This is a genomic window from Acidimicrobiales bacterium (genome assembly GCA_035316325.1).
Taxonomy (GTDB): Bacteria; Actinomycetota; Acidimicrobiia; order Acidimicrobiales; family VFJN01; genus DASXTK01.
On sequence record DATHJB010000107.1, the window covers coordinates 43,578 to 55,472 of the forward strand.

At 72.0% G+C, this 11,895-nt stretch carries 12 protein-coding genes; 7 read left to right on the forward strand and 5 right to left on the reverse strand.

Going from position 1 to position 11,895, the window contains the following annotated elements; genetic code table 11:
* Positions 1–41: 41 nt before the first annotated feature.
* On the reverse strand, positions 42–1,061 hold the full coding sequence (locus VK611_14535) for a histone deacetylase (protein HMG42550.1): 1,020 nt from the start codon (positions 1,059–1,061) through the stop codon (positions 42–44).
* A gap of 119 nt (positions 1,062–1,180) precedes the next feature.
* Here VK611_14535 and VK611_14540 point away from each other — a divergent pair, with 119 nt between their 5' ends.
* The 6 genes from VK611_14540 to VK611_14565 all read left to right on the forward strand — a co-directional run bounded on the left by VK611_14540 (position 1,181) and on the right by VK611_14565 (position 7,939).
* Positions 1,181–1,942 (forward strand): GNAT family N-acetyltransferase, encoded by a 762-nt coding sequence (locus VK611_14540; protein ID HMG42551.1) that lies wholly within the window; start codon positions 1,181–1,183, stop codon positions 1,940–1,942.
* Complete coding sequence (locus tag VK611_14545; protein ID HMG42552.1) at positions 1,942–3,900, forward strand: DUF6049 family protein; 1,959 nt, start codon at positions 1,942–1,944, stop codon at positions 3,898–3,900. The genes VK611_14540 and VK611_14545 overlap by 1 nt, the downstream gene beginning before the upstream one ends.
* 39 nt (positions 3,901–3,939) lie before the next feature.
* Positions 3,940–4,779 (forward strand): DegV family protein, encoded by an 840-nt coding sequence (locus tag VK611_14550; protein HMG42553.1) that lies wholly within the window; start codon positions 3,940–3,942, stop codon positions 4,777–4,779.
* A gap of 112 nt (positions 4,780–4,891) precedes the next feature.
* Positions 4,892–6,520, forward strand: a complete 1,629-nt coding sequence (locus VK611_14555; GenBank protein HMG42554.1) for a protein kinase — start codon at positions 4,892–4,894, stop codon at positions 6,518–6,520.
* A 16-nt stretch (positions 6,521–6,536) separates the two neighbouring features.
* A complete protein-coding gene (locus tag VK611_14560; GenBank protein ID HMG42555.1) occupies positions 6,537–7,106 on the forward strand; it encodes a sigma-70 family RNA polymerase sigma factor in 570 nt (189 codons plus the stop codon).
* On the forward strand, positions 7,103–7,939 hold the full coding sequence (locus tag VK611_14565) for a hypothetical protein (protein ID HMG42556.1): 837 nt from the start codon (positions 7,103–7,105) through the stop codon (positions 7,937–7,939). Before VK611_14560 ends, VK611_14565 begins: the two co-directional genes overlap by 4 nt.
* Before the next feature lie 24 nt (positions 7,940–7,963).
* Here the strand turns inward: VK611_14565 and trxB are convergent, their stop codons facing one another.
* Complete coding sequence (gene trxB, locus VK611_14570) at positions 7,964–8,935, reverse strand: thioredoxin-disulfide reductase (GenBank protein HMG42557.1); 972 nt, start codon at positions 8,933–8,935, stop codon at positions 7,964–7,966.
* A 55-nt stretch (positions 8,936–8,990) separates the two neighbouring features.
* Positions 8,991–9,329 (reverse strand): hypothetical protein, encoded by a 339-nt coding sequence (locus VK611_14575; GenBank protein ID HMG42558.1) that lies wholly within the window; start codon positions 9,327–9,329, stop codon positions 8,991–8,993.
* A 181-nt stretch (positions 9,330–9,510) separates the two neighbouring features.
* On the opposite strand from VK611_14575, the gene trxA reads away from it, so the two are divergent.
* Positions 9,511–9,834 (forward strand): thioredoxin, encoded by a 324-nt coding sequence (gene trxA, locus VK611_14580; GenBank protein HMG42559.1) that lies wholly within the window; start codon positions 9,511–9,513, stop codon positions 9,832–9,834.
* 108 nt (positions 9,835–9,942) lie between these two features.
* On the opposite strand, the gene VK611_14585 is transcribed toward trxA, so the two are convergent.
* Complete coding sequence (locus tag VK611_14585) at positions 9,943–10,842, reverse strand: ParB/RepB/Spo0J family partition protein (GenBank protein HMG42560.1); 900 nt, start codon at positions 10,840–10,842, stop codon at positions 9,943–9,945.
* Positions 10,820–11,656: an AAA family ATPase gene (locus VK611_14590; GenBank protein HMG42561.1), complete on the reverse strand. Its 837-nt coding sequence runs from the start codon at positions 11,654–11,656 to the stop codon at positions 10,820–10,822. Before VK611_14590 ends, VK611_14585 begins: the two co-directional genes overlap by 23 nt.
* Positions 11,657–11,895: the final 239 nt, after the last annotated feature.

Below are 11,895 nucleotides of genomic sequence, written 5' to 3' on the forward strand. Positions count from 1 at the left end.
GGGTAGCGAAAGGTCGTCGGGGCTCTGACCGACTTCTCGGGTCAAGCTTCGAGGTCGAGGGCCTGCTGGTGGGCCGACGCCGCGGCCACGAGCACCTCGTCGCCCGGACCGCCGCCCGTGGGGCGCTCGGGGTGCAGCCGGTCGCCGACGAGCGCCGCCATCGTGGCGGAGGTGCTCGACCGCAGGGCGTCCAGGTCGTAGCCGCCCTCCAGGAACAGCAGCCGGCGACCTGGCGGCGCCAGCTCCAGCAGGTCGACGGTGATGTCGGCGTAGTCGCCCGACGACAGCGCCAGGTCGGTCAGGGGGTCGTCGCGGTGGGCGTCGAACCCGGCGGAGACCAGCAGCCAGTCCGGCTGGATCTCGGTGGCCAGCGGCACCACGACCTCGGCGATCCCCCGCCGGTAGACGTCGCCGGTGGCACCGGGTGGCACCGGGATGTTCACGGTGGCTCCCCGGCCCACGCCGCTCCCCGTCTCGTCCAGCGACCCGGTGCCCGGCCACAGCGGGCTCTGGTGGAACGACACGTAGACCACCCGGGGATCGTCGTAGAACATGGCCTGGGTGCCGTTGCCGTGATGGGCGTCGATGTCGACCACCAGCACGCGGTGGCCCCGCTCGGCCAGCGCCGCCGCCGTCACCGCCACGTTGTTGAAGAGGCAGAAGCCCATGGCCCGGCCGCTCAGCGCGTGGTGGCCCGGCGGTCGCACGGCGCAGAACGCGGCCGTGGCCTCGCCGCGGACCAGCTGCTCGCTCGCCTCCAGCCCGGCACCCGCGGCCATCAGCGCGGCATCCCACGAGCCCGGGGCGACGGCGGTGTCGGCGTCGAGGTGGCCGCCGCCGGCCCGGCAGAAGCGCTCCAGCGCGGCCACGTACTCGGGCGAGTGCACCCGCTCCAGCTCCGCCACCTCGGCCGCCCGGGGCGGGACGAAGGCCACCTCGCCGTCGAGGCCGGCGTCCAGCACCCCCGCCTCGACCGCCCACAGCCGCTGCGGGCGCTCGGGATGCCCGCGACCGGGATCGTGGTCGAGGTACGCCGGGTGTGTGACGAACAACACGGTCATCGTCTCTCGACGCTACCGGGCCACTCTCTGGTGGCTCACCTGTCCCCCTGGTCGGCGGGTTGCGTACGCTCGGAGGCGATGCAAGTCGTCGCCGGACTCGCAACGAAGCGGGGACCCAGATGAGTGCGCTGCGGGTGCCCGCGCCGGTCACCTCGGCCGACGGGATCCGTCTGACCCCCTGGCGGGCCGAGCCGGCCGTCGTCCACCTGGCCCTCACCGCCACCCGCCGCCAGCCGCTGTCGTCCGACGTGCTCACCCGCGTCGTCGACGGCCTGCGCCAGCGGGGCATCCGGAGCGTCGTCACCGCGGCGCTGGCGTCGCCCGACCAGCGGGTGTTCGTCGACGCCGGCTTCCACATCGTCGAGCGCCTCTACCTGCTGCGCCACCGGCTCGACCCGATGCCGCCGCTGCTCCCGATCCCCACCCGCCGGGCGCGGCGCCGCGACCAGGAGCCCGCCCTGGCCGTCGACCGGGCCGCCTTCCTGCCGTTCTGGCAGATGGACGACGTCGCGCTCAACGAGGCGCTCGCCGCCACCCGGTCGTCACGGCTGCGGGTGATCGACGGGCCCGAGGGCGACGTGGTCGCCTACGCCGTCTGCGGCCGCACCGCCTCGCGCGGCTACGTCCAGCGCCTCGCCGTCCACCCCGACCACCAGGGCCTCGGCTACGGCCGGGCGCTGCTGTTCGACGGTCTCCACTGGCTGGCGCGCTGGGGCGCCCGTGACGCCCTCGTCAACACCCAGGTGGGCAACGAGCGCTCGCGCACGCTGTACGAGCGGTCGGGCTTCAAGTTGCAGCCGGCGGGCCTGGCGGTGCTGCGACTCGACATCGAGGATCCCGCCCGCCCCGGGCCGCAGTCGCTCGATACCTTCGGGCCCTGATGACCACACGACGCGGGCCCGTCCACGGGCTGGGCTGCCTGGCCGCGGTGCTCGTGCTGGCGGTGACGCTCACGTCAGGCACCGCGGGGGCGACGTCGGCCGCCGCGCCACGGGCGCAGGCCACCACCATCCGGCTGCTGGACCAGGCGCCGTGGCAGCGGCTGGGCGACGTCCTCCAGCTGCGGGTGCAGGTCCAGGGTGCGCCGACCGACGCCACGATCCGGATCGAGCGGCACGGCGCCGTCGACTCCCGCACCGCGTTCGCCGAGACGATCGAGGACGACGACGAGCTCGGCAGCGCCGAACGCCAGGTCGACGTGCCGCTCGCGTCGCTGACGCCCGCCGAGGGGGGCGGCGTCACGCTGGCCTACCCGATGGCCGACGACCCCGGGCTCGACCGCTTCGGCGTCTACCCGGTGCGGCTCCTCGTGGTCGACGGTGGCGGCACCACCCTCGCCCAGCTCGTCACCTACCTGGTGGTGCTGCCGGAGGAGGAGTTCCCCCCGCTGTCGGTGGCCGTGCTCATGGAGGTCGGCGGCCCGACCGGCCTCCGACCCGACGGCAGCGTCCCGCCGAACGACGAGATCCTGACGGCCTTCGCCTCCCGCACCGAGGTGCTGCAGGGCAGCCCCCTGCCGCTGACCGTGGCGCCGTCGCCCGAGACCCTCGATGCCCTCGGCGACATGGGCGACCGCGGCCAGCAGCAGCTCGACGAGCTGCGCACCGCCCTGGCGGATCAGCTGCCGCTGGCCCGTCCCTACGTCGACCTCGACCTCGACGCCATGGTGTCGGCGAACCTCCTCACGCAGCTCCCGCCCGAGGCCGAAGCCGGCGCCCAGGTGGTGCGCACCCGCTTCGACCTCGAGCCGATCGGCGGCACCTGGCTCAGCGGGCCGACCCTGGGCGACGCGGCGGCCAAGGCGCTACGCGACGTCGGCGTCCCCTCCGCGGTCGTGCCGGAGAGCGCCATCGCCTCGGTGGAGGACCTCGACTCCGGCGAGGTGCCGACCGAGCCCGTCGCGCTCGGTGAGGGCGGTCCGCGGGGCTTCGTCGCCGACGAGTCGCTGAGCACCCGGCTCACCGGCCAGGAGGGGGCGCTCGACGCCCAGCGCTTCCTGGCCGAGCTGGCCGTGGTGTGGATGACCCGGCCGTCGGTCGAGCGTGGAGTGCTGGTCCGGATCCCGGAGACCGCCCAGCTCGACGTCGACACCGTCGCCGCGGCGCTCGACGGGCTGGCCATCGGTCCGACCGCGCGGACGGTCACCACCCAGCAGCTGTTCGACGACCTGGCGCCGGACGAGGGCGAGGCGGCGCCCACCGCCGAGCTGGCGCCCCACACCGACGCTCCCGACCTGCGGCCGCTGGTCGAGCCCCTGGGCCAGGCACAGGCCCGCGTCTTCGGGCTGGCCGGCACGCTCGACGACAGCGCGCTCATCGGCTCCCTGCAGCGCTCGCTGCTGATCGCGCTCGGGTCCGACACGACGGAGCGGGAGCGGCGGGCCTACATCGGGCGGGTCGACGCCGTCGTCGCCGACATCGCCGACAAGGTCTCGGCCCCCGACGAGTTCACGATCACCCTCACCGCCCGCGACGGCACGATCCCGCTCACGCTCACCAACGACACGGGCCAGCCCATCGTCGTGCGTGTCCACCTCGACAGCAGCCAGCTGACGTTCCCCGACGGCGCCACGAGGACCGAGGTGCTGGAGCCCGGCACCAAGCGCCTCGACCTCGACGTGCGGACGCGCACGTCGGGCGCGTTCCCACTCGACATCTCCGTCACCAGCCCCGACGAGACCATCGAGCTCGACGAGACCACGTTCACGATCCGCTCGACCGCGGTGTCGGGCGCGGGCCTGTTCCTGTCCGCCGGCGCCGGCCTGTTCCTGTTGATCTGGTGGGCCCGCCACTGGCGCACCGCCAAGCGCTCCCAGCGCCTCGTCGTCGAGAACCGCTGAGCGGGTGAGGGTCTCCGGCGAGCTGTAAGGTCGCCGCCCATGCCGGTCCGCATCGTCACCGACTCGTCGTGCGACCTCGACGCAGCCGAGGCCGAGGAGCTGGGCGTCGAGGTCGTCCCTCTCTCGATCCGCTTCGGCTCGGAGGAGTTCACCGACCGCGTCGACCTCACCGCCGAGGACTTCTACTCGAAGATGGCCGCCAGCGCGGGGCTGCCCGAGACGGCCGCCCCGTCGGTGGGCGCCTTCGAGCAGGCGTTCCGACGCCAGGCCGACGCCGGGGCCGACGCGGTGCTGTGCATCACGATCTCGTCCAAGCTGTCCGCCACCATGCAGGCCGCCGAGAACGCCGCCAAGGTCGTCGGCGACGACCTCGACGTGCGGGTGCTCGACTCGCTGTCGGTCACCGCGGGGCTCGGCACCATCGTCCGCCTGGCTGCCCGGGCTGCGGCCGGCGGCGCCGACGCGGCGACCATCGCCGCCACCGCGGCCGATCTCGCCGGCCGCACCCGTATCGCCGGCACGCTCGACACGATCGACAACCTCAAGAAGGGTGGCCGCGTCGGCGGTGCCCAGGCCGTGATCGGGTCGCTGCTGTCGATCAAGCCGTTGATCCACTTCGAGGACGGCGTCGTCGGCCCTGCGGGCCGGGCACGCACCCGGCGCAAGGCGCTCGAGTGGGTGCGCGACCGGGTCTGGGATCAGCCGTCGGTCGAGGAGCTGGTGGTCATCCACAGCATGGCGCCCGACGTCGACGACCTGCTCGACCTCCTCGCACCCCGCTACGAGCGCGACCAGATCCCGGTGACCACCATCGGCCCCGTCGTCGGCACGCACGGCGGTCCCCGCATGCTCGGCGCCACCTGGGTCGACCCCCGCTGATCGCCGGGCGCTGACCCTCCCGGGGGGACCGTCCAACTAGGGTGGGCACTCCGTGGCCGTAACGCCTCCTCCTACCGGTTCGTCGCCCGCAGCCAGTGTGGCCTCCGGCACGGTGCTCACCGGCCGATACCGGCTGGACGAGCAACTCGCGTCGGGCGGCATGGCTCAGGTATGGCGGGGCACCGACGAGGTGCTCCGTCGCTCCGTCGCGGTCAAGATCCTCCACCCCCACCTGGCGGCCGACGACACGTTCGTGGCGCGGTTCCGCCAGGAGGCCATCGCCGTCGCCAAGCTGTCGCACCCGGCGATCGTCAGCGTCTACGACACGTGCAACGACAACGGCGTCCAGGCGATCGTGATGGAGCTCGTCCGGGGCGAGACACTGCGGCAGCGCCTCGACGCCGGGCCGCTCGACCCGTGGATCTCCGCCAACGTCGCCGCCCACGTGGCCGGAGCGCTCGACGTCGCCCACGCCGCCGGGCTGGTGCACCGCGACATCAAGCCCGCCAACATCCTCATCTCCGAGGACGGCCGGGTGAAGGTGGGCGACTTCGGCATCGCCAAGGCCGCCGAGGAGTCCGCCGACCTCACCCAGGAAGGCTCCTTCATCGGCACCGCCAAGTACCTGGCGCCCGAGCAGGTGGAGGGCGCTGCGGTCGACGGCCGCACCGACCTCTACAGCCTCGGGATCGTGCTCTACGAGATGTTGTGCGGCCACGTGCCGTTCGAGGGCGACACGTCGTCGGCCACGGCCCTGGCCCGCCTCCACCAGGAACCGCGGCGCCCGCGCCTGGTGCGGGCCGCGATCCCGGCTGAGCTCGAGGCGATCACGATGACGCTGCTCGAGCGCGAGCCCGAGCGCCGCTACCCCACCGCCACGCACGCCCGGGCCGCGCTGATCGAGGCCGGTGCCAGCGACGCGCCCTCGGTGGTCGACACGTCGAGCACCGCCACTGTCTCCGCGATGCCGGCCGCGCCGCCGTCCTACCCACCGACGGGGCCGACCACGTCCACCGTGTCGCCCCCGCAGGGGCCCATCCGCCGGTTCGACCAGACCCAGGTCGGCCACCGCGACCGCGAGCGCCACTGGCTCGTGCCCACCCTGCTGGTTGTGCTGGCGGCGATCTCGATCGTGATCGCCGCGGTGCTCATCAACCGATCGGGCAGCGCCCTGTTCGGCGACAACGACCCAGCCGGCGGCGACGAGACCGCCGCGACCGAGCCTGTGGCGCAGCCGATCCTCTCCGCCCAGGACTTCGACCCTCTGGGCGATCGCGTCGAGTACCACCAGTCGGTGGGCGCGGTGTTCGACGGCGACCCCGCCACCTTCTGGCAGACCGAGCACTACGGCGACTACACGCAGCTCTTCCGCAAGGACGGCGTCGGCATCTACGTCGTCCTCAACGACCTCGCAGACCTCCGGCAGCTGAAGCTCACGACCGACAGCAGCGACTGGGTCATGGACGTCTTCGTGGCGGACGAGCCTCCGGCAGACCCGTTGAGCGCCGCCGGCGATGCCGCGATGGCCGCCTGGAGCGAACCGGTGGCGCACGTCGAGCCCGGCAAGGCCGACGAGAACCTCATCGACCTCCCCGACGGCACCCAGGGCAAGGCGGTGCTGCTGTGGTTCACCGGCGTCGGCAGCGAGCCGGTCGTCGGCGGCGAGTGGGCAGGCAAGCACATCATGACGGTCAACGAGCTCCAGGTCCTCGGCGACAGCGACAGCGGCGGCGAGGGGTAGGGCTCGGAGTGAGCGGGTGGCAGGGGCTCCCGACGACGGCGTACTGATCGCGGCGGCGCAGTCCGGCGACCCGGGTGCGCTCGACACGCTGCTGCGGCGTCACTACGACCGGATCTGGGCACTGTGCCGGCGACTCGCCGGCAACAACGCCGACGCCGAGGACGCCACGCAGGAAGCGCTGATCGCCGTCACCCGCGGGCTGCACAGCTTCGACGGGCGCGCCGCGTTCACGACGTGGTCGTACCGGGTCGCCACCAACGCCTGCCTCGACGAGCTGCGCCGGCGAGCCCGACGTCCGGCGCTCCACGCCGGTGACGTCTCGCCCGATGCCGTCGACCCCGCTCCCCTCCCCGACCACGTCGTCGACCGGCTCGACGTCGACGAGGCGCTCGCCCAACTGCCCGACGACTTCCGCGTCGCCGTCGTGCTGCGCGACCTCTGCGACCTCGAGTACGGCGACATCGCCGAGCTGCTGGGCCTCCCGCCGGGAACCGTGCGGTCACGCATCTCCCGGGGCCGCGCCCAGCTCGCCCGCCACCTCGGGAACCCCGACCGCTCCCCGGAACGTCCTACACCACAGCCATGACCGACCTCCCGCCCCGCGATCTGGACCAACTGGCGTCCGATCTGGTCGACGGCATCCTGCCGCCGGACGAAGCGGCGCGCCTCCGCGCCGATCCCGAGGTCGCCGCCCGGGTCGCCCGGATCGAGGCGCTGCGGGGTGCGCTGCGCGCCGTCCCGCCGGCTCCGCCGGGAGCGCTCGACCGCATGGTGGCCCGGGCGGTCGCCGCCGCGGTGGAGCCGACCCCGCCCCGGCTCCAGGCGGTGCGCCGGCCCGCCCACACGACTCCCCGACCCCTCCCTCGCTCGTCGTCGTCGTCCCGCTCGTGGCTGGTGGCGGCTGCTGCCGTGCTGGTTGCCGGCCTGGCGTTCGCGGGCCTGGCGTCGCTGGGCAGCGGCAGCGACGAGGACCAGGCGACCTCAGCGGGCGACAGCGGTGGCAGTGCCGAGACTGCGGACCCGTCTGCGGGCGTCGGCAGCGCCGAAGAGGGCGGCGAGCTGGACACGAACGCCTCCGACGACGACGCCGGGGCGGCCCCCGAGAGCGCCGACGGCGGGGCGGACGTCCAGCAGGCGCTCGGCTCGTTCAGCGATCCAGATGCGCTCGCCGACGCCGTCGCCGCTGACCAGACCCAGGCGGCATCGTCGCTCGACGACGAGCTGAGCGCGGCCGCGGACACCTGTGCGGCGCTGATGGCCCGGGGCGACACGTCACGCGGGCTGTCCACCTACGTGGCCGACGCCGAGTACCAGGGCGCCACCGTGCGGGTGCACGTCTACGAGCGCGACGGTCGGCGCCGGCTGGTGGCCACCGACCAGGCGTGCACCGACGTCGTCGACGAGCCCTTCGACCGCTGAGCCGACCGGGCTACTCGCCCGCCGTCAGCCGTGCTGCGACTCGAGCCAGCGCTCGGCGTCGATGGCCGCCATGCAGCCCGAGCCGGCGGCGGTGATCGCCTGCCGGTAGATGTGGTCCTGCACGTCGCCGCAGGCGAACACGCCCTCCACGTTGGTCGACGTGGCACCGGCGCCCAGCCCGGTCACGAGGTAGCCGGAATCCTCCATCTCCAGCTGGCCCTTGAACAGGTCGGTGTTCGGCTTGTGGCCGATCGCCACGAACAGACCGCTCACGGCCAGCGGCGACACGACGCCCGTCGTCACGTCCTGCACCTGGACGCCCGACAGCGCACCGTCGCCCTCCAACCCGTGCACCACGTTGTTCCACAGGAAGCTGATCTTCTCGTTGGCGAAGGCCCGATCCTGCATGATCTTCGACGCCCGCAGCTCCTCCCGCCGGTGGATCACCGTGACCGAGCGGGCGAACTTGGTGAGGAACAGCGCCTCCTCCAACGCCGAGTCGCCGCCGCCGGCGACGGCGATGTCGCGCTCGCGGAAGAAGAACCCGTCGCACGTGGCGCACGTCGACACGCCGTGGCCGATCAGCTCCGATTCCCGGGGGACGCCGAGCAGCAGCGCCTGCGCCCCGGTCGAGACGATGACGGTCTGCGCCCGGTAGGTGGGCTCGGCGTCGGTGGAGCCGTGGACCCAGATGCCGAACGGCCGGCGTGAGAAGTCGACCCTGGTGACCTTCTCGGTGCGCACGTCGGTGCCGAAGCGCACCGCCTGCTCCCGGAACCGACCCATCAGGTCCGGGCCCATGATCCCCTCGGGGAAGCCCGGGTAGTTCTCCACGTCGGTCGTGAGCATGAGCTGACCGCCGGGTTGGTCCGTCGACGACGACGGCTCCCCCTCGATCAGCAACGGCGCCAGGTTGGCGCGCGCCGTGTAGACGGCGGCGGTCAGGCCGGCGGGGCCCGATCCGATGATGACGACCTGGCGGATGTCGGAGCTCATGTCTTCCTCGGGTAGGCGGAGGTCTGCGCGTCGCTCAACATCAACGGGCGGCGCTCTATTCCCGCGACTCCCCCGCCTTGCGCCGGGTCCAGAGCACCAGGCCGGCGAAGGTGAAGAGCAGCCCCAGGAGGAGGTACACGGCCCATACGTGATCTTCGCCGAACACGCTGTCGGGCAGGTAGCTGTCGACGAAGCGCACCAGCGCGATCACCAGCAACACGATGGCAGCGAGGCCGACCACGGCCACGAACGTGCCGTAGATCACGGCGCGGGCGATGGTGAGGAGCGGGCCGGTGGTCTTGTCGCGGACCGTCCCGACGAAGTTCTCGATCGAGTCGGCGACCTGCGCCGGCCAGTCCTCCCCCGGCTCTTGGCCCTGGGCGAACGGAGTCATCGGTGAACCAGTCGACACCATGACTGGGCAGCGTAGTGCCAGCTCTACCGGCGGCCGGGTTGCGCGCCCTCACGGCCGGTGGCGGAACGTGCGTTCGTTTAAACTCCCCCTGGGAAGATTCGGGTGGGGCCGAGTGTTCCGTCAATCACGGTTGTTTCTCCGCAGGAAGGTCACCAACTCCATGGCAACTGCCTCCGTCACCGACGCCACCTTTGACGAGACGATCAACGGCTCGAGTGAGCCCGTCCTGGTCGACTTCTGGGCCGAGTGGTGCGGTCCTTGCAAGGCGATCGCGCCGATCCTCGATGAGATCTCCGCCGAGAACGCCGGCAAGCTGACCATCGCCAAGCTGAACGTCGACGAGAATCCCGACGTGGCGCTGCGCTTCGACGTGATGAGCATCCCGACGCTGATCCTCTTCAAGGACGGCCAGCCGCAGAAGCGCCTCGTCGGGGCGAAGGGTAAGCGTCAGCTTCTTGCTGAGCTGGAAGAGTTCCTGCCCTGACCAGGGCGTTCTGGGTTATCCCAGTTGTCCACAGGCTGGGTACAAAGTTGTGGACTGACTCGACCCCGACTTGAGGTGCACGCAGGCTCAAGTCGGGGTCGAGTCGCGTCAGCTGCCGTTCGGGCCCATGGCCCGGTAGATCCGTTCGAGGTCCTCGAGGTCGGCGAACTCGATCACGACCTTGCCCCGCTTCGGCCCCATGTCCACCCGCACCCTGGTGTCGAGCTGGTCGGAGAGCAGGTTCTCGAGCTCCAGGAGGCCTGGTGCCCGCAGCTTGGGCGTACGGGCTGCTCCGGGGCTCGTGGGGCCCTCCGAGGGGTCCGTGTGGGCCTCCTCGTTGCGCTGCCGGACCAGCTCCTCGGTGTCGCGGACGGTCAGGCCCTCGCCGGCGATGCGGCGGGCCAGCTCCTCCTGGAACACCCGATCGGGCGTGCTGAGGAGGACCTTTGCGTGACCGGCAGAAAGCCTGCCTTCCGCAACTAATTTCTGGACCTGGGGCGGCAGCTGGAAGAGCCGCAGCAGGTTGGCGACCGCACTGCGGCTCTTGCCGACGCGCTGGGCCACCTCCTCCTGCGTCAACCCGAACTCCTCGACCAGCTGCTGGTAGGCGGCCGCTTCCTCGAGGGGGTTGAGGTCGTCGCGGTGGAGGTTCTCCACCAGCGCCTGCTGCAGTGACAGCGTGTCGGTGACCTCGCGCACGATCACCGGCATCAACTGGAGGCCGGCCCGCTTGGCCGCCCGCCAGCGGCGCTCGCCGGCGATCAGCTCGTAGCGGTCGGCGGCGACCTCGCGCACCAGGATCGGCTGCAGCACACCGAGCTCCCGGATCGACGCCGTCAGGCCCGCCAGGGCCTCCTCGTCGAATTGGCTGCGGGGCTGGAACTGGTTGGGCTCGACCTGCGTGATCGGAACCTCACGGATGCCGCCCTTGCCGGTGTCGCGGCGATCCGTCGAGAGATCTCCGGGGATGAGGGCCCCGAGGCCCTTACCCAACCCTCGCCGCTCCACCGCTCACCTCCTTCGCGAGATCGCGGTAGGCGATCGAGCCGCGGGACGCGGGGTCGAAGGTGATGATCGGCTGACCGAAGGAGGGCGCCTCGCTGAGGCGGACCGTGCGCGGCACGATGCTGTTGCAGACCTTCTCGCCGAAGTGGTCGCGGACCTCCCGCACCACCTGGTCGGCGAGCTTCGTGCGGGCGTCGTACATCACGAGCACCATCGCCGACAGCTCCAGGACCGGGTTGAGGTTGCGCTGCACCAGCTGGACGTTGCGCAGCAGCTGGCCCAGACCCTCGAGTGCGTAGTACTCGCACTGGATGGGGACGATCACCTCGGTGGCGGCCGAGAGGCCGTTCACCGTGAGGAGGCCGAGCGAGGGCGGGCAGTCGATGAGGACGAAGTCGTAGTCGTCACGCACGGCTTCGAGCGCTCGACGCAGGCGGAGCTCGCGACTGAAGGCCGGGACCAGCTCGATCTCGGCGCCGGCGAGGTCGAGAGCAGCAGGAGCGACGAAGAGGTTGCGCAGTGCAGTGGCCTCGACGGCGTCCTCCAGGGGGAGGTCGTTGAGGATGACGTCGTACATGGACGTCTGCAGGTCCCGGATGTTGATCCCCAGGCCGGTGCTGGCGTTGCCCTGGGGGTCGAGGTCGATCACCAGGGTGCGATAGCCCAGCTCGGCGAGGCAGGCGCCGAGGTTCACGGCTGTCGTGGTCTTGCCGACGCCGCCCTTCTGGTTGGCGATCGCGATCGTGCGGGGGAGCGGCCGAATGAACGGAGACGAGTCATCCGGGGATCGGTCTTGGTCAATGGTGAGTGCCGTCAATTCACTTCCATCAGGTGGAGACGCCACGGTTGGGGGTTCCTGGCCCAAGCCCCGGGGAGGGGGTGGGGGCGGCGGCGGGACCGTCCCGGGACCAGCGGTAAGAGGCTCCGCCTGCCCGACGACCTGCCGACCGCTCGATGTAGAACCGGGGGAGCTGGCGGTCATCCGGGACATCCTCTCCGCGTCGGCCCACCGGGTCAAGCCACATGGCGTCCCACATCGAGCACCCCTCACCCACC